We start from the raw sequence: 17,940 nt of genomic DNA on the forward strand, positions 1-17,940 counted from the left end.
CCATAGTGTGAAGCTCGAAGAGCCGGGCTTTGCCCGGAGCTGGAAGAAAAGACTTGATGCCTTAGGTGGCGAGTTCATGCTGCCTTCCAGCTTCCAGCTTCCAGCTTCCAGCTTCCAGCTTCCAGCTTCCAGCTTCCAGCTTCCAGCTTCCAGCCTACAGTCCGCGCGCTTGTTCGGCGGCATTGCCGATGTAGGCCGCCGGGGACAGCGCCTTGAGTTCGGCCTTGACGTCGTCGGGCAGTTCCAGAGAGTCGATGAAGGCCGCGAATCCGGCCTGGTCGACCCGTTTGCCGCGCGTCAGGGTCTTGAGCTTTTCATAGGGCTTTTCGATCCCGTAGCGGCGCATCACGGTCTGGATCGGCTCGGCGAGGACTTCCCAGTTTTGATCGAGATCCTCGTCGAGGCGGGCCGGGTTGGCTTCCAGCTTGCTGACGCCCTTGAGTGTGGCTTGATAAGCGATCAGGCCGTACGCCAGCCCCACGCCGAGGTTGCGCAGCACCGTGGAATCGGTCAGGTCGCGTTGCCAGCGGGAAATTGGCAGCTTCTCGGCGAGATGGCCGAGCAGGGCGTTGGAGAGCCCGAGATTGCCCTCGGAGTTCTCGAAATCGATGGGATTGACCTTGTGCGGCATGGTCGAGGAGCCGATCTCGCCCTCGACGGTCTTCTGCTTGAAGTAACCCAGCGAGATATAGCCCCAGACGTCGCGATCGAAGTCGATCAAGATGGTGTTGAAGCGCGCGATGGCGTCGAACAGCTCGGCGATGTAGTCGTGCGGTTCGATCTGCGTGGTGTAGGGGTTGAAACTCAGCCCCAGCCCTTCGACGAAGGTGCGGGCGTTCGCGACCCAGTCGATTTCCGGATAGGTGGTGAGATGAGCGTTGTAGTTGCCCACCGCGCCGTTGATCTTGCCGAGGATCTCGGCGGCCTCGATCTGCTTGAGCTGGCGGCGCAGGCGATACGCCACATTGGCCATTTCCTTGCCCAGCGTGGTGGGACTGGCGGTCTGGCCGTGGGTGCGCGAGAGCATGGGTTGCTCGGCGTGCTCATGGGCCAGGTGTTCGACCGCGGTGACGATCTCGCGCAGCGTGGGTAGCAGGGTGTCGAGACCACCACGCAGCATCACCCCGTGGGAGAGGTTGTTGATGTCCTCGCTGGTGCAGGCGAAGTGGATGAACTCGGTGATCGCATGCAGTTCCGGGAAGTCGGCGACCTTTTCCTTGAGGAAGTATTCCACCGCCTTGACGTCATGGTTGGTGGTGCGCTCGATATCCTTGATGCGCTCGGCGTCGGCGACCGAAAACTCACTCACCAGTTGGCCGAGGAAGGCCGTGGCCTGTGCCGATAGTGGTGGGACCTCGGTGATCTGCGGATGTGCGGCGAGGCGTTCCAGCCAGCGGACTTCGACGGTTACGCGGGCACGAATCAGGCCGTACTCGCTGAAATGCTCGCGCAGGGCGACGGCCTTGGCACCATAGCGACCATCGACGGGGGATAGGGCGGTGAGAGCGGAAAGTTCCATGGATGTCGTCTTCCGAGTCGTGAATCGAATCGCGCGGCGAAGACCGTCAGCGGTCGTCGAGGGCATTGAGTGATTTCTTGATGGACTGACGCTGAAGCAACAGCTTCCAGCGGCGGCCGCCTTGCTGGTGCCAGAGCAGGGCGAAGCGTACGCCTGTCAGCAAGGCGGCGCGCACGCGTTCTGGCATCATTCGGCTTTGAAGCAAGCTGGGATCGCCCTGCACGACGATGCGGTAACGAAACGTGGACAAGGTGTCCTGATAAAGCTGACCTAGGCTGGCGATCACGTTTTCATGGGTTTCGCCGAAGTGCTCGGCCTGACCCTGAACGCGCGTCAGGCGCTCTCCCAGCGAGGCCAGCATGGCATCGTCCTTGCGCAGCTTCTGCATCAGCAGCACCAGCGAGAAGCCGTAACGCATCACGGCGGGATCGTTGCGCTGGCGATCCATCACTGCGCTGAGGGTATCAATGCCCAGGCGCAGGTTGTTGTGGTGACCGCCGTAGATGGCCGCGAAGCTTTCCGGGTTGGTCTCTAGCGTGGCATGAAGCAGCGTGTTCCAGGCGCGTTCGTCGCACTGCCCGGTACGTGCCATCTCATCGACCACAGCGGCGGCCTGGAAGACGCCGGCTAATGCCAGCGCCTGGCGAGCGACGGCGCTTTGTGGTGCGCTTTGGATCGGGGTGGGCGTCATGCGGCGTTGTCTCCTTGGCGCGCGTGTCGGTTCCATGTCTCGCGAATGACGCCGCCGCCCAGGCAGATATCATCTTCGTAGAGCACCAGCGACTGGCCCGGCGTGACGGCGCGCTGGGGATCGTCGAAGAATGCTTCGACACCGCCGTCCTCGAGTACGCGCACCTGACAGGTGACGTCCTGCTGACGGTAGCGGGTCTTGGCCTGGAGACGTGCCTGCGGTGCCGGCGGTTGTCCGGCGACCCATTCCACGGGCTCGGTGCTCAGGCTGTCGGTGTACAACAGCGGATGGTGCTTGCCCTGCACGGCGACCAGGACGTTACGTTCGAGATTCTTGGCGGCCACATACCAGGGCGCGTCGGGATGGTTGGGCAGCCCGCCGATGCCCAGGCCCTGGCGCTGGCCGAGGGTGTAATACATCAGCCCCATGTGCTCGCCGATGACCTCGCCCTCGGGCGTTTCGATCGTGCCGGGCTGCGCGGGCAGGTACTGCTTCAGGAAGTCGCCGAAGCGGCGCTCGCCGATGAAGCAGATACCGGTGGAATCCTTCTTGCGCGCGGTGGCCAGGCCATGGCGCTCGGCGATGGCACGGACCTCGCTTTTCTCCATCTCACCGACCGGGAACAGCGTACGTGCGATGGCGACTTCCGGCACGGCGTGCAGGAAGTAGCTCTGGTCCTTGTTGGCATCCAGGCCCTTGAGCAGGCGCACGTGACCGTCGCGCTCGGCGTTGCGCACGTAATGCCCTGTGGCGATGCGTTCGGCGCCGAGCATTTCGGCGTATTCGAGGAATACCTTGAACTTGATCTCGCGGTTGCAAAGGATATCCGGATTGGGTGTCCGGCCGGCCTTGTACTCGGCGAGAAAATGCTCGAAGACGTTATCCCAGTACTCGGCGGCGAAGTTCGCGGTGTGCAGCCGAATGCCGAGCTTGTCGCACACGGCCTGGGCGTCGGCAAGATCGTCCTTGGCAGTGCAGTACTCGGTGCCGTCGTCCTCGTCCCAGTTCTTCATGAACAGGCCTTCGACCTCGTAGCCCTGCTCCAGCAGGACGAGGGCGGTCACGGACGAGTCGACGCCGCCCGACATGCCGACGATGACTTTGCACGCGGTAGCGGCCCCCGTGGCGGAGGATTCCGTAGCGTGAGACATGGTCACTCTCGAATGGGTTGAGGATGGATTGCTGTTCGGGGCGCTATTATACCTGAAACTGGCTTGGTGCTTCGAGCTTGAGCCATCAGCGCTTGTGAAGTGAGCCATCAGCGGTCGTGAATCACATCGAGCGGAAACTGGCGTCCAGCGATGGCGTCGCGAATGCGCTTGAGCACCAGGGGGCTGCGCAGACGGTGCGCACGCTCCAGTGCCTCGATTTCGTCGAGCGTGAGCCAATGCGTGGCGACGATGCCGCTATCCAGCGTATTGCCCAGGTGCGCCAGGGGAATCCCCACGAAGGCGTGGCTGTGAAACGTCACCTCGTCGGGCGCGGTATACACATAAAGCCCCAGATAGCCGGTCAACGTGATGTGCCAGGCGGCTTCCTCGCGGGTTTCGCGTTCGGCGGCCTGGGTCAGGCGCTCACCGGGCTCGAGGTGGCCGGCGGGTTGGTTGAAGAGGCTGAACGGGCCGCCCTTGTCCTCCTCGACGAGGAGGTAACGGCCGGCGCGCTCGACGACGCTGGCAACGGTGACGTGCGGTGTCCAACGGCTCATCGACGACTCCGGTGGCGCCTGACCGGTGTAGAGGCCTTGCGGCGCGGAGCATGCAGGGTTTCCTTGCGCCAGTTGCCCGGCGCCAGATCGTCGAGGTGCCAGGCGCCGATGGCGACGCGAATCAGACGCAGCGTAGGGTAGCCGACATGCGCGGTCATGCGGCGTACCTGTCGGTTGCGGCCTTCGCCGAGGACGATTTCGAGCCAGGCCGTGGGAATGGCATTGCGGTGGCGTACCGGCGGCTGGCGCGGAGCGATGCCTGCGATACCGGACGCCTCGAGGCGTCGCACCTGGGCGGGACGCGTCGGGCCATCCTTCAGCGTGATGCCGCGACGAAGTGCATGCAGGGCCGCTTCCTCGGGCTCGCCCTCGACCTGCACCCAGTAGGTCTTGGGCTGCTTGTGGCGCGGATGGCTGATGCGGTGCGCCAGGGCGCCGTCGTCAGTCAGCAGGAGCAAGCCCTCCGAGTCGTAATCGAGCCGCCCGGCGGGATAAATGCCGGGAACATCGATGACGCTGGCGAGCGTTGCCCGACCTTGCGTATCGGTAAACTGCGAGAGCATTTGATAAGGTTTATGCAGCAGATAAAGTGAACTCATGGGCGGTCTCGGGCCTTTCGACAAGCGGCGGCTATAGGCAAAGCCTACTCCGCACGCGGGGCGCGATGCCATACTTAACGCTATCAGGCACGGGCTTTTTCATGGCGCCTACCTTGCATCCATGCCCTGCCGACCGCACATTGAATGAACCGGCGATAGGCAGCGGTGCTTGCCTTCGGGAGCGTCGTCCTGCCTATCCGGCGCGCACTTACGGACATTTCCATCTATGTTTGAATCAGCAAGCCCATTCGTACACCGAGCGCCTGATGAGGCGGTCATCCTTGGTATGACGCGACCGCCCGGCGAGGATCCCCACGAAGACCCGGAGGGCGACGTATCGGTCCAATCGGCGGACCCGGAGCTGGCCAAGCCGCCGATGTACAAGGTCGTGTTGCACAACGATGACTTCACTCCCATGGAGTTCGTCGTCGAGGTGCTGCAAACCTTCTTTGCGTTGGAGCGGGAGAAAGCCGTGCAGGTCATGCTTGTCGTGCATACGCATGGCAAGGCGACTTGCGGCATATTCACCCGTGATATCGCGGAAACCAAATGTCATCAAGTCAATGAGTACGCACGCGAATGCCAGCATCCGTTACTGTGCGATATCGATCAGGCGGACTGAAGCGGCACTACTGCGTTGGATCGCGGTCCAAGGTAGCACTTGCATAACCTCCGTTTGTGCCCGATTGTGAAAGTGCCGACAGACGCCATAGGCGGCTAAAAGGGGATTGCCATGTTGAGCAAAGAACTTGAACTCACCCTAAACACGGCCTTCACCGTGGCGCGATCCAAGCGCCATGAGTTCATGACCGTGGAACATTTGCTGCTGGCGTTGTTGGACAATGCCTCTGCGGCCGATGTATTGCGAGCCTGCGGCGCCAATCTCGAAAAGCTGCGCGCCGATCTACAGGACTTCATCAATTCCACTACCCCGTTGATTCCCGACGATCAGGAAGATCGTGAAACGCAGCCCACGCTGGGTTTTCAGCGCGTACTGCAGCGTGCCGTCTTCCATGTACAATCCTCGGGGAAATCGGAAGTCACGGGGGCCAACGTCCTGGTGGCGATCTTCTCCGAGCAGGAAAGCCAGGCCGTTTACTTCCTCAAGCAACAGAATGTGGCGCGCGTCGATGCGGTGAATTACATCGCGCATGGCATTTCCAAGGTCGCCGGACATGGCCAGTCTCCCTCCTCGCATGAAAGTGAAGAGGCCGAAGAGGCCGTGTCGGAGGGGAGCCCTCATCCGCTGACGGGCTATGCCACCAACCTCAACGAACAGGCCCGTCTGGGCAAGATCGATCCGTTGATCGGGCGCGATCACGAACTCGAGCGCGTGATTCAGATCCTCGCGCGGCGGCGCAAGAACAATCCGCTGCTGGTGGGCGAGGCGGGTGTCGGCAAGACCGCCATCGCCGAAGGGTTGGCCAAGCGGATCGTCGAGGAGGACGTCCCCGATGTGATCAGCGACGGTGTCGTCTACTCGTTGGATATGGGCACCTTGCTGGCCGGCACCAAATATCGGGGGGACTTCGAGAAGCGGCTCAAGGGGCTGCTGGCCGAGTTGCGCAAACAGCCCAACGCGATCCTGTTCATCGACGAGATTCATACCGTGATCGGGGCCGGCGCGGCATCGGGTGGCGTCATGGATGCCTCCAATCTGCTCAAGCCGTTGTTGTCCTCGGGCGAACTGCGTTGCATCGGCTCGACTACTTTCCAGGAATATCGCGGCATCTTCGAGAAGGATCGGGCCCTGGCACGGCGCTTCCAGAAAGTCGACGTGCCCGAGCCGACGGTGGACGACACCATTCGCATCCTCAAGGGGCTGCGTGGGCGCTTCGAGGAGCATCATGCGCTCAAGTACACCGATGGGGCGCTGGATAGCGCAGTACGCCTGGCGGACCGTTATATCAACGATCGTTTCCTGCCGGACAAAGCCATCGATGTGATCGATGAGGCGGGGGCGCATCAGCGATTGCTGCCGCCGGAAATGCGCGTCTCGACCATCGATGTCGATCAGGTCGAAGCGGTGGTCGCCTCCATCGCGCGGATTCCGCCGAAGAGTGTCTCCAATTCGGATCGCCAGCTGTTGTCGAATCTCGAGCGCGATCTCAAGATGCTGGTGTTCGGTCAGGATGAAGCTATCACCAGCCTCTCGGCGGCAATCAAGCTGTCGCGTGCCGGTCTGAAATCGCCCGACAAGCCGGTGGGGAGCTTCCTGTTCTCGGGTCCGACCGGCGTCGGCAAGACCGAGGTGGCACGCCAGTTGTCGCAGTTGATGGGCATCGAGCTGGTGCGCTTCGATATGTCCGAGTACATGGAGCGCCACACCGTCTCGCGTCTGATCGGCGCGCCTCCTGGCTATGTGGGATACGACCAGGGCGGCTTGCTGACCGAGGCGATCACCAAGCAGCCGCATTGCGTGCTGTTGCTCGACGAGATCGAGAAGGCGCACCCCGAGGTCTTCAACCTGCTGCTGCAGGTCATGGACCATGGCCGTCTGACCGACAATAACGGTCGCGAGGCCGACTTCCGCCATGTGATCGTGGTCATGACGTCGAATGCCGGGGCCGAGCAGATTGCGCGTCGCTCCATCGGCTTCCAGACCCAGGATCACTCCACGGATGGCATGGAAGTGTTGCGCAAGACCTTTTCACCCGAGTTCCGCAATCGCCTGGATGGCATCATCCAGTTCCACGGTCTGGAACCCTCGGTGGTGCGCAACGTGGTCGACAAGTTCCTGGTCGAACTACAGGCGCAACTCGACGAGAAACGCGTTCAACTGGACGTCGACGAATCGGCGCGAGCCTGGCTTGCCGAGGAGGGTTACGATCCTGAAATGGGCGCGCGTCCGATGGCGCGTGTCATCCAGGAGAAGCTCAAGAAGCCGCTTGCCGAGATGATTCTGTTCGGCGATCTCGCCGAGCACGGCGGTGTGGTGCATGTCACCCTCGAGGAAGGCGAGCTTCACCTGGAGACGGAGGCGGCCGTGGCTTGAGGGCCCCTCTGCTCATGCCCGTAACGCCGCACGCTTCACGCCCTGTCGTCATGACGGGGCGTTTTTCGTGGGGCGCAGTGACAGGCCAACAGCGCGAGTGCGCCGTTAGGGTGGCTCAGCGGGCGCGGTAGACGATGCGACCCTTTGAAAGATCGTATGGGGTCAGCTCGACCTTGACCTTGTCGCCGGTCAGAATGCGGATATAGTTCTTGCGCATCTTGCCGGAGATGTGGGCCGTCACGACGTGACCGTTTTCCAGTTCGACTCGGAACGTGGTGTTGGGAAGGGTATCGACTACGACACCTTCCATTTCAATATGGTCTTCACGTGCCATATTAGGCGTTTCCTCGTATTGCGTTGAAAGCTTCTTCGACAGTGCGCCACGATCTGCATTGCCGTTGCCAGCACTCATTACCGACCGTGGCCAGCATCGGTTTTGAAGATAGCCCGATATTCTGCCGCATGCCGAGGGTTAAGGCAAAAATCATGTGCATGATGTTGCGCTATCGTTATGACAAGGGAGTATCGGCCAGGGGGATTCGGCGCCGCCAATATCGACCATCGAGGTATTCTAGAGGCTGAAAATCCTGCTTGTAGCGCATCTTGCGAGACTGACGAATCCAGTAGCCGAGGTAGACGTGGGGGAGTTCGAGCCGGCGCGCGAGCTCGATCTGATGAAGAATCGAATAGGTGCCGAGAGAGCGGCGCTGGAATTCCAGGCCTGGGTCGAAGAAGGTGTAGATCGCCGATACGCCATGGCTCAGCAGGTCCGTCGCCGCCACGGCGAGCAACTGGTCTTCCAGGCGAAACTCGATCAAGCGAGCGTAGGGGTGATCCAGGGTCAGGAAGGTACGGTATTGCTCGTGGCTGGGCGGGAACATGTCGCCATCGGCGTGGCGGGTACGAATGTAGCGTGCGTAAAGTGCATAATGTTCTTCGTGAAAAGCTGCCGGCCGGATGCGTGTTTCGAGGTCGGCGTTGCGCGACATCAGCTTGCGCTGCGTACGGGAGGCGGTGAAATCTTGCACCGGGATACGCACCGAAATGCAGGCCCGGCATCCCTCGCAGTGGGGGCGGTAGAGATGTCGGCCACTGCGCCGAAAGCCCAGCAACGACAGCGCGTCGTAGACGCCTTGACCGGGCTGTTCCTGAGGGTCCAGAAATAGCGTGGTCGCTTCGCGGTCCGGTAGATAGCTGCATCCATGCGGGACCGTGAGGAAGAAACGCAGATCTCGCGTGAGTTGGGACGGCGTGTTGCTGCTCACGTTGGCTTCGGCTCTTCGACTGGGAGGTGATGGGGCGTAGAGGACGGCCACAGCATCGGTGCCCCGCAGCCCTCTGCATACTGGTCAAGATAGTCGATGAACGTTGAGCGGGCGATGCTGCGTGCGCCAAGACTGGCCAGATGGGGCGTATGCACTTGGCAATCGATCAAGCGTCCGCCGTGTACCGCCATATGCCGGGCAAGATGCACCAGTGCCACTTTCGACGCATCGGCGATGCGGCTGAACATCGATTCGCCGAAAAATACGCCGCCCAGACCGATGCCATAGAGTCCGCCGACCAGTTTGCCATCGCGCCATACTTCCACCGAATGAGCAACGCCTTCGGTATGTAAACGGCAGTAAGCATGACGCATCTCCGGGGTGATCCAGGTGCCTGCGTGGTCATCGCGCGGCGCGGCGCAGGCGTCGATGACGGCACGGAAAGCGTGGTCGAAGGTCACCGTGAACCCAGCGTTACGCAGGCGCTTGGCGAGGCTGCGGCGCACATGGATCTCGTCGGGGAACAACACCAGGCGCGGGTCGGGACTCCACCACAGGATGGGTTCGCCTGGTGCGAACCATGGGAATATGCCGCGTCGATAGGCGCAGCGCAGCCAGTCCGGGGAGAGCCCGCCACCGGCAGCAAGCAGTCCGTCAGGCTCGCGTAACGTTTGTTCGACGGGTGGAAAACCGACCCGGTGAGGAGGTAGCCAAGGCAACATGGGCACGCGTCTCTGCTGATATCGTCCAAGGGGAGTTTCAGCGTACTCCAGGTGCGGGATCGATAACTACCCGCTTCGCCTGCCGGCCGCGTGGCGTCGCCCTTTCGCGACAATGCGAGGTGTGGTTTTTCCCCTGTGACGCAGCGCATGGGGTGGGTATGATGGCAAACCAGAAAAGCCCATCGGATGAGATGCGAACCGTTCTCTCGCACGTGAATGACAGGGACGGCACGCGTCGGGCAGTGTCGGCAACATTAGACCTCGCCATACGTGGCGCAAGGGGGATGGTTACTTGAGTGTCAATGGAAAACGCAACGAGCGCGGACAAACGGCGTCCCAGGCCAAGGAGCAGGCACGCCGGGTCGTGATGCATTTGCAGGGGGTGACGCGCGAAGGCGCGGCCATCGTGCTGCTGGCCATCTGTGTCTTTCTCCTGTTGTCGCTTTTCAGCTATGTGCCTGGAGATCCTGGCTGGTCACATAGTGGCCCCGATCAAACGATCAATAACTGGATGGGCCCTGTGGGAGCGTGGCTGTCGGATGTGCTGTATTCGCTGTTCGGTGCCAGCGCTCTGTGGTGGCCGGGTATGTTCGGCTTCGCGGCCTGGCGGATGCTGCGTGCGCGGGAAGTGAATATCGCCTGGGACCCGACGGCGCTTTCGGTACGCACCAGCGGCCTGGTACTTCTATTGCTGAGCACGACCACCTTGGGGGCGCTGCATTTCTATCATCCCGACAGCGAGTTGCCCTATGCGGTGGGCGGTATTCTCGGCGAAGGGCTGGTCGGTGCGCTACAGCCACTGCTCAACGTGCAGGGTACTACCCTGGTGTCGCTGGTCGCCTTCATGTGCGGCTTTACCCTGTTCACCGGCATGACCTGGCTGGCGGTCATGGATGAACTGGGGCGTGGTATGTATCGCCTACTGGCGTGGAGCATCGCCAAGTGGCACGGCAGTCGACAGCGTCTGGCCCAACGGCGCGATGCTTATGACGATGATGACATGGATGCCGCCGAGGCTGGTGCGGCATCGGAGGAAGACGAGGCGCCGGCGGATGAGGAAAAACGCCCTTCGTGGTGGCAGCGCTGGCGGGCGTCACGGCGTGCCCCTCAACTGGCGGGCGCGACCGCGGAGCCGTCGTATGCGACGGCCAGTGAACGCCGTGTGGAACCGTCCTTCGAGACCGCCGAGCCCACGCTCGGGACATCAGCGTGGCGCAATGACGGCAAGACCGATATTCCCTGGGATGTTCCCGAGCACACGCCTTCAGCCAAGCGTCCGGATGCCGCTTATACGGCCCGCCAACGTGCCGATGATGAGCGCGACGGTTCCGCTACCTCTGATACGCCACAGCGCCATGCGGCCACTTCTACCGCGTCGCATGACGAGTCTCGCCACGAACCTGGCGAGAGCGAGGAACCTCGTCCCTCGATGCCTGCCTCTGAGACGCCCGATACGTCGTCTCAGACGCCGTCTCAAACGGATGCCAGCTCCACGGCGGCGATGCGTGCCGATGTCACCCGGCGGCGTATTCCCGAACCCATACCGGAACCGCTGACGGCCGACGACGATGACGATGTACCGCTCGGTGAGTGGGGTATCCAGGCACGCCGTGACGATGACGACGTCGAGGTGGCAACGCCTCACACGACCAGTGAGGGCGAGGGGCATTCGGTCTCGCCGACCTCTGCTGAAGCCCCTGCATCGCCGCAAGCGCCCACTCCCGAAGAAGAGCCGGCGCAAACGCGTCCGCGCATCAGTTGGGACGACGACGCCTTGGACGACGGCTCGTCCGTTGCATCATCAGCCTCTTCCTCAACGATGCCCGACGCCGAGCCCGATGCCGTTGAAGACGAGCGAGCGGCCACACCGCAGGCGCCTGTGCGTGGTGCAATGGAAAAAGCGCCGGGTGAGACGGACGATGTGCGCGCTACCGAGCCATCCATGAGAGAGCCGGCGAGCGGTGATGAGACCCCCGCGTTGTGGACGGTGGAGCACTTACAGAACCAGCGTCCCGAGGCCGTCCCTTCGACCGAGCCAGAAGGGGCATTGCCCACGTTGCGGCTGTTGACGCCTACCGGTGAACAAAAGCCCAACTATACCGATGAGCAACTGGCCGACATGGCCGAGCTTCTGGAGACGCGGCTGCGTGAGTACGGGGTCAAGGCCGAGGTTGTCGACACCTGGCCAGGCCCGGTGATCACGCGCTTCGAGATCAAGCCCGCCGCCGGGGTCAAGGTCTCCAAGATCAGCAACCTGTCGAAGGACCTGGCGCGTTCGCTGATGGTCAAGAGCGTACGCGTGGTGGAGATCATCCCCGGGCGCCCCACGGTGGGGATCGAGATTCCCAATCCCAACCGCGCCATGATCCGGCTGCGTGAAGTGCTCGACTCGGATGTCTATCAGCAGGCCGACTCTCCGCTCACCATGGGGCTGGGGCAGGATATCGGCGGCAACCCGGTGGTCGCCAACCTCAACAAGATGCCACACCTGCTGGTGGCCGGGACGACCGGCTCGGGCAAGTCCGTGGGCGTCAATGCCATGCTCATCTCGATGCTGCTCAAGGCGACGCCGGACGAGGTGCGCATGATCATGGTCGACCCCAAGATGCTGGAGCTGTCGGTCTACGATGGCATCCCGCACTTGCTGGCGCCCGTGGTCACCGACATGAAGGAAGCCGCCAATGCGCTGCGCTGGTGCGTGGCGGAAATGGAGCGACGCTACAAGCTGATGGCAGCGATGGGCGTACGTAATCTGGCGGGCTTCAACGCCAAACTCGACGAGGCCGAGCGTCATGGCGCTCAGGTCGCCGATCCGCTTTGGGAGCCGCAGCCGTGGGAGATGCATCAGCAGCCTCCGGTGCTCGAGAAGCTGCCCTACATCGTGGTCGTGATCGACGAATTCGCTGACATGTTCATGATCGTCGGCAAGAAGGTCGAAGAGCTCATCGCGCGTCTGGCGCAAAAGGCCCGTGCTGCGGGGATTCATTTGATCCTCGCCACGCAGCGGCCCTCGGTCGACGTAGTGACTGGTCTGATCAAGGCGAATATTCCCACGCGCATGGCGTTTCAGGTGTCCTCCAGGGTCGATTCACGCACTATCCTCGATCAGGGCGGAGCGGAGAACCTGCTCGGTCACGGCGACATGCTTTATCTGCCGGCCGGTGCCGGCATGCCGACGCGCGTGCACGGCGCGTTCGTCGATGACGATGAAGTGCACCGCATCGTCGAAGACTGGAAGCGGCGAGGCGAACCGGAATACGTCGATGAAATTCTTTCGGGAGGCGTCTCGGCGGATGCCCTGACCGGTCTCGAGTCGGAAGGTGCTGAAAACAACGATCCCGAGCGGGATGCACTCTACGATGAAGCCGTACAATTCGTTACCGAGTCACGCCGTGCCTCGATCTCGGCGGTACAACGTCGTTTCAAGATTGGCTATAACCGGGCCGCACGCCTGGTCGAGGCCATGGAGTCGGCAGGTGTCGTGTCGTCGATGGGCACCAACGGGGCCCGCGAAGTGTTGGCATCGCCGCCCGCCGCCGATCATTGAATGCGCTCGAGCAAGCGCCTCGATGCCAGTAAAAAGTGCAAGGACGGTGGATGTCGCCCTGAGCGGCGCAACTTTTTCCCCCGAGGCGGCGTCACACCGTATAACGCAGGATGAGTAAACAAGGAGTGGTAATGAGAACATTCAAGCTGGCCTTGGCCTTAGGTGCGGCACTCGCGTTGCCGAGTATGGCGCAAGCGGATGGTGTGGAGCGTTTGACGAATCTATTGGAGCCGCTGGAAAGCTACTCGGCGGATTTCGAGCAGCAGATTCTCGATGGTAGCGGCCAGCGTCTGCAGAAGGTCGAAGGCCACATGTGGTTGTCCCGCCCCGGCAAGTTTCACTGGGAAGTCGACGCGCCGTACCAACAGGTCGTGGTCTCCGATGGCGATAAGGTGTATCTCTACGATCCTGACCTGCAACAGGTCAGCGTGCGTCCGCTCGATACGCGGGTGACGCACACGCCAGCGTTGTTGCTATCGGGCAGCGCCGAGGCTCTGACGGAGAACTATGAGGTGGAAAGCCGGCAAGACGCCGGTATTGAAACCTTCACGCTCGTCCCCAAGTCGCCTGACACGTTGTTCGAGAGTCTCGAGCTTACCTTCGAGGATGACCGCCTGGAGGGCTTGGAGATGGAAGACAGCACCGGGCAGCGTACCGCGATCAACTTCGATGATATCGACGTCAACGATGACATTTCGGCATCGCGTTTCGAATTCGAGGTCCCCGATGGGGCAGATGTTATCCGCGAAGGCGGTTGATCGGGCGTGGCCTACTGATACGCCAGGTCCGCGTGGCCTGGCGTTTTGCGTTTCATGGTGCGCTTGCCGAGGGTTGTCGAGGCAGGCGAGCGTCAAAGACGAGGAGGAAGTGCCATGCATGTCATTGTCGATCTATGCGTCGTGCCGCTGGGCGTGGGCGTTTCGGTGGGGGAGCATGTTGCGGCCTGTCAACGCGTCATAGAGGCTTCAGGCCTCGAGTACCGCATGCACGCCTACGGCACCAACATCGAGGGGCCATGGGACGATGTCATGGCGGTGGTCAAGGCGTGCCACCAGCGCGTGCATGAGATGGGCGCGCCGCGCATTACCACCACGCTGAAGATGGGCACGCGTACCGACCGTGAACAGCATATGGATGACAAGGTGGCCAGCGTCGAGCGGCATCTGCAGTCATCCTGATTCCCGTCCATTAGGTGCGTCTAGAGCAGTGGCTGAGATTGTGGCGAGGGCGGCATGAGCCAGGCGCTGCTCATATCGAGCAGGTGGGTAGTCAGGGCGTCCAATGTGTCGCCGCCGTGACGCCAGTGATGCCAGTAAAGCGGCACATCGATGTAGCTGTCCGCGTCGAGATCGACCAGACGCCCTTCACGTAGTTCGCGTTCTACCTGCCGTTCGGGAATCAAGCCGTAGCCCATGCCGGCCAGGGCCAGATGCACGAAGCCTTCCGAGGATGGGCACAGGTGGTGCGGAAATGATTCCCTGTAGCCCCGCATTTCCAGATAACGATGTTGGAGTCGGTCATCGGGCCCGAACACGATGGCCGGCGCCTTGCGCAAGGCATCGTGCGTCAGCCCTTCGCTGAAATAGCGTGATACGTAGCCGGGGCTGGCGATGGCACGGTAGCGCATGCTACCCAGGGCGTGTGCGCGGGCACCTTGAACGGGGCGCGGCGTGGCGCAGATGCAGCCGGCGACCTCGCCATCGCGCATGCGCTTGAGCGCGACATCCTGATCCTCGACGATCAAGTCCAGTAAAACGCCCTGACGCCGACAGAAGTCGCCGGTGGTCGGCGACCACCAGGTGGCCAGACTATCGGCGTTGATGGCGAGGCGCAGGCGTTGTTCGCGTTCCCCCAGTGCAGGGATCTGATCGAGCAAGTCATGCTCGAGCAGTCGAACCTGTTGTACATGATTGAGTAGCCGTCGGCCCAGCGGCGTCGGGGAAAGCTTGGGCGTGCGTACCAGCACCGGTTGGCCGAGGCGCGCTTCGAGCAATTTGATGCGTTGCGAGACGGCCGACTGAGTGAGCCCCAGGTGGTGCGCGCCGCGTTCGAATCCTCCTTGGTCGACCACGACGGCCAGTGCTTCGAGAAGTTTGTAATCGAGCATCAGTAAACGTTATCACCCATTCCTTGAATTAATTTAACTTATTTATGTAGTCAAGCGTATTCTGCGTCACTTATCAATGTCTCCCGGGTGAAAAGGAGGGAACGGATATGTGGGGCTCCTGGCTCAATGGTCTGTTCGTGGGAGCGGGGTTGATCATTGCCATCGGCGCGCAGAATGCTTTCGTACTGCAACGCGGATTGACGCGTGAATATCCCTGGTGGGTGGCGAGCGTCTGTGCGGTCTGCGATCTACTGCTGATCGGCGCCGGCGTACTGGGGTTGGGCGCTTTGCTGGCGTCACATGCGGGGCTCATGCAAGTGGCGCGCTGGGGCGGCGTGGCTTTCTTGACCTGGCAGGCGTGGCAAGCCTGGCGTCGTGTGCGTCGTCCCGCCTCGCTCCAGGCCAGCGGTGAGGCACGGCCTCGCCTGTGGGGCGTGTTGATGGCGACGTTGGCGGTGACCTTGCTCAATCCGCATGTATATCTGGATACGGTGATCATGCTCGGTGCCATCGGTGCTCAGCAAACCGTGCCGGAAGCCTTCGTGGTCGGTGCGGCCATGGCGTCGTTGGGATGGTTCTTCGCTCTCGTGGGTGGCGCTGGTTGGTTGGCGCCGCGCCTGGCCAATCCACGCGCTTGGCAGGTTATCGAAGGCGGGATCTGCGCCATACTGTTATTGGTGGCGTGGCAACTGGCCACGGCCCCTTTGGGAGCGGTCTGAGCTTACCACCAATGTCGCCCCATGAGATTAAAACGAACGCTTGACTTGATGTTTGCCGGCGCTTAATTTCAAACGCATGTTTGATGTCCTCGTGACATCTGCCCGTACCGCTCAGGAGCTTCAAGATGCCCAGTTACCAGGCGCCGCTACGCGATTTTCGTTTCGTGATGGACGAGGTTCTCGATTATCCCCGTCATTATGCCCAGTTGCCCCAGGCCGAGGAGATCACCCCGGATGTGGTAAGCGCGATTCTGGAAGAGGGCGCACGCTTCACGCGCGAGGTGCTGCTGCCACTCAATCAGACCGGCGACGCGCAGGGCTGTCGACTCGAAGGTGGCGAAGTGCTGACACCTTCTGGTTTCAAGGAGGCCTATGCCCAGTACGTGGAAGGTGGCTGGCCGAGTCTATCCGGTGATACGGCGTATCACGGTCAAGGATTGCCGACGTCGCTTGGCATGATGCTCTCGGAGATGGTGTGTTCCACCAATCTGGCATGGGGCATGTACCCGGGACTTTCCCAGGGCGCCGCCGATGCGCTTCGCCACCATGGCAGCGACGCGCAGAAAGCGCAGTATCTGACCAAGCTCAACGATGGCACCTGGACAGGGTCCATGTGCTTGACTGAGCCCCAATGTGGCACCGACCTTGGGCTGATCAAGACCCGGGCGCATCCCGATGAGGCCGGTGGTTATCTCATCACCGGAACCAAGATCTTCATCTCCGCAGGCGAACATGACCTGGCCGAGAACATCGTGCACCTGGTGCTCGCCAAACTGCCCGATGCCCCGGAAGGTACCAAGGGAATTTCTCTGTTCGTGGTACCCAAGTATCTGCCCGATGCCGAGGGCGAAATCGGTGAGCGCAATGCGGTGAGCTGCGGTGCCCTGGAGCACAAGATGGGGATTCACGGCAATGCCACTTGCGTGATGAACTTCGATGGTGCGCGCGGTTATCTCGTTGGCAAGCCTCACAAGGGGTTGGCCTGCATGTTCACCATGATGAACGTGGCACGCATCGGTGTCGGCATCCAGGGGCTGGGACTGATGGAGGTGAGCTTTCAGAATGCCTTGGCCTACGCTCGCGACCGCTTGCAGATGCGTGCATTGTCCGGCACACGAGAGGCGGACAAGCCCGCCGATTCAATCATTTCGCATCCCGATGTACGCCGCATGCTGCTGACCCAGAAGGCGTTTGCCGAAGGTGGTCGCATGCTGGTACTGCATGCCGCGCAACTCGCGGATCGCGTAGAATGCACGGCCGACGCCGCCGAGCGTGAAGCGGCCGAAACCGAGCTGGGCTTGCTGACGCCGATCGTCAAGGCGTTCTTGACCGAGGTGGGGTTCGAGGTCACCAATGAGGGCGTGCAAGTCTTCGGGGGGCATGGCTACATCCGCGAATGGGGCATGGAGCAGTACGTGCGGGATGCCCGCATCACGCGGCTTTACGAAGGCACTACGGGTATCCAGGCGCTGGATCTATTGGGCCGCAAGGTGTTGATGAGCCAGGGTGAGGCTCTCAAACCCTTCACCAAGCAGATTCACAAGTTCTGCCAGGCCCATGAGGGCGATGACGCCATGGCGGAGTTCGTCACGCCTCTGGCGAAGCTCAACGCTGAATGGGGAGATCTGACCATGGCGGTGGGCATGAAGGCCATGCAGGATCGCGAAGAAGTGGGCGCCGCAAGCGTCGATTACCTGATGTATGCCGGCTATGTCACCCTGGCGTTTTTCTGGGCACGCGCGGCGCAATCGGCGCATCAGGCCTTGGCGAGCAATCCCGACGATGCGGCGTTCTACCGCGCCAAGCTGGATACCGCTCGCTTCTATTATCAGCGTCTGTTGCCGCGTACCCGCGCGCATGCCGAGATGATACGCGCCGGTGGCGAAACGTTGATGGCCATGCAGGCTGAGGACTTCGGGCACGGTTTCGCCATTTGATCCTGTTGTCGGGCTCGTACACTTGAATGATGCTTGGCGGACCCGTTTGGGGGCCGCCTTTTAGTCTCGTGTGGCGGTGTGTGGCGAGGCGTGGCGTTTGTGCAAGTAACACCTGCCAGGCAAAATAGGGC

Annotated in this window: 16 protein-coding genes; 7 read left to right on the top strand and 9 right to left on the bottom strand. The window is 61.7% G+C overall.

The window, feature by feature from the left end; all coding sequences use genetic code 11:
* Positions 1 to 154: 154 nt before the first annotated feature.
* The 5 genes from purB to L1073_RS14960 all read right to left on the bottom strand — a co-directional run bounded on the left by purB (position 155) and on the right by L1073_RS14960 (position 4,517).
* Complete coding sequence (gene purB, locus L1073_RS14940; protein ID WP_246900517.1) at positions 155 to 1,519, bottom strand: adenylosuccinate lyase; 1,365 nt, start codon at positions 1,517 to 1,519, stop codon at positions 155 to 157.
* Between the two features lie 46 nt (positions 1,520 to 1,565).
* On the bottom strand, positions 1,566 to 2,210 hold the full coding sequence (hflD, locus tag L1073_RS14945) for a high frequency lysogenization protein HflD (RefSeq protein WP_246900519.1): 645 nt from the start codon (positions 2,208 to 2,210) through the stop codon (positions 1,566 to 1,568).
* Positions 2,207 to 3,361: a tRNA 2-thiouridine(34) synthase MnmA gene (gene mnmA / locus L1073_RS14950; RefSeq protein WP_246900521.1), complete on the bottom strand. Its 1,155-nt coding sequence runs from the start codon at positions 3,359 to 3,361 to the stop codon at positions 2,207 to 2,209. The genes hflD and mnmA overlap by 4 nt, the downstream gene beginning before the upstream one ends.
* A gap of 107 nt (positions 3,362 to 3,468) precedes the next feature.
* Entirely contained in the window at positions 3,469 to 3,918 is a 450-nt protein-coding gene (locus L1073_RS14955; RefSeq protein WP_246900523.1) for an NUDIX hydrolase, read from the bottom strand.
* Complete coding sequence (locus tag L1073_RS14960; protein ID WP_246900525.1) at positions 3,915 to 4,517, bottom strand: pseudouridine synthase; 603 nt, start codon at positions 4,515 to 4,517, stop codon at positions 3,915 to 3,917. Before L1073_RS14960 ends, L1073_RS14955 begins: the two co-directional genes overlap by 4 nt.
* A gap of 286 nt (positions 4,518 to 4,803) precedes the next feature.
* Between L1073_RS14960 and clpS the strand changes: the two genes are divergently transcribed.
* On the top strand, positions 4,804 to 5,139 hold the full coding sequence (clpS, locus tag L1073_RS14965) for an ATP-dependent Clp protease adapter ClpS (protein WP_246900527.1): 336 nt from the start codon (positions 4,804 to 4,806) through the stop codon (positions 5,137 to 5,139).
* Between the two features lie 111 nt (positions 5,140 to 5,250).
* Positions 5,251 to 7,512 (top strand): ATP-dependent Clp protease ATP-binding subunit ClpA, encoded by a 2,262-nt coding sequence (gene clpA / locus L1073_RS14970; protein ID WP_246900529.1) that lies wholly within the window; start codon positions 5,251 to 5,253, stop codon positions 7,510 to 7,512.
* Positions 7,513 to 7,627: 115 nt separating this feature from the next.
* Here clpA and infA read toward each other — a convergent pair whose 3' ends face one another.
* The 3 genes from infA to aat all read right to left on the bottom strand — a co-directional run bounded on the left by infA (position 7,628) and on the right by aat (position 9,499).
* The gene (infA, locus tag L1073_RS14975) at positions 7,628 to 7,846 is read right to left on the bottom strand and encodes a translation initiation factor IF-1 (protein WP_246900576.1); all 219 of its coding nucleotides are present in this window, start codon (positions 7,844 to 7,846) and stop codon (positions 7,628 to 7,630) included.
* Positions 7,847 to 8,021: 175 nt separating this feature from the next.
* The gene (locus L1073_RS14980; RefSeq protein ID WP_246900531.1) at positions 8,022 to 8,777 is read right to left on the bottom strand and encodes an arginyltransferase; all 756 of its coding nucleotides are present in this window, start codon (positions 8,775 to 8,777) and stop codon (positions 8,022 to 8,024) included.
* Positions 8,774 to 9,499 (bottom strand): leucyl/phenylalanyl-tRNA--protein transferase, encoded by a 726-nt coding sequence (aat, locus tag L1073_RS14985; protein ID WP_246900533.1) that lies wholly within the window; start codon positions 9,497 to 9,499, stop codon positions 8,774 to 8,776. The genes L1073_RS14980 and aat overlap by 4 nt, the downstream gene beginning before the upstream one ends.
* 292 nt (positions 9,500 to 9,791) lie before the next feature.
* On the opposite strand from aat, the gene L1073_RS14990 reads away from it, so the two are divergent.
* The 3 genes from L1073_RS14990 to L1073_RS15000 all read left to right on the top strand — a co-directional run bounded on the left by L1073_RS14990 (position 9,792) and on the right by L1073_RS15000 (position 14,224).
* Positions 9,792 to 13,046, top strand: coding sequence for a DNA translocase FtsK (locus L1073_RS14990; protein WP_425531592.1), 3,255 nt, complete (start codon positions 9,792 to 9,794; stop codon positions 13,044 to 13,046).
* Positions 13,047 to 13,177: 131 nt separating this feature from the next.
* Positions 13,178 to 13,804, top strand: a complete 627-nt coding sequence (gene lolA, locus L1073_RS14995; protein WP_246900535.1) for an outer membrane lipoprotein periplasmic chaperone LolA — start codon at positions 13,178 to 13,180, stop codon at positions 13,802 to 13,804.
* A gap of 114 nt (positions 13,805 to 13,918) precedes the next feature.
* Complete coding sequence (locus L1073_RS15000) at positions 13,919 to 14,224, top strand: MTH1187 family thiamine-binding protein (protein ID WP_246900542.1); 306 nt, start codon at positions 13,919 to 13,921, stop codon at positions 14,222 to 14,224.
* 20 nt (positions 14,225 to 14,244) lie between these two features.
* Here L1073_RS15000 and L1073_RS15005 read toward each other — a convergent pair whose 3' ends face one another.
* The gene (locus tag L1073_RS15005; protein WP_246900543.1) at positions 14,245 to 15,153 is read right to left on the bottom strand and encodes a LysR family transcriptional regulator ArgP; all 909 of its coding nucleotides are present in this window, start codon (positions 15,151 to 15,153) and stop codon (positions 14,245 to 14,247) included.
* 107 nt (positions 15,154 to 15,260) lie between these two features.
* Here L1073_RS15005 and L1073_RS15010 point away from each other — a divergent pair, with 107 nt between their 5' ends.
* Both L1073_RS15010 and L1073_RS15015 read left to right on the top strand, forming a co-directional pair.
* A complete protein-coding gene (locus L1073_RS15010) occupies positions 15,261 to 15,872 on the top strand; it encodes a LysE/ArgO family amino acid transporter (protein ID WP_246900545.1) in 612 nt (203 codons plus the stop codon).
* Between the two features lie 125 nt (positions 15,873 to 15,997).
* Positions 15,998 to 17,809, top strand: coding sequence for an acyl-CoA dehydrogenase C-terminal domain-containing protein (locus L1073_RS15015; RefSeq protein WP_246900546.1), 1,812 nt, complete (start codon positions 15,998 to 16,000; stop codon positions 17,807 to 17,809).
* Positions 17,810 to 17,940: the final 131 nt, after the last annotated feature.

The sequence above is a fragment of the Chromohalobacter nigrandesensis genome, assembly GCF_023061285.1.
GTDB classification, from domain to species: Bacteria; Pseudomonadota; Gammaproteobacteria; order Pseudomonadales; family Halomonadaceae; genus Chromohalobacter; species Chromohalobacter nigrandesensis.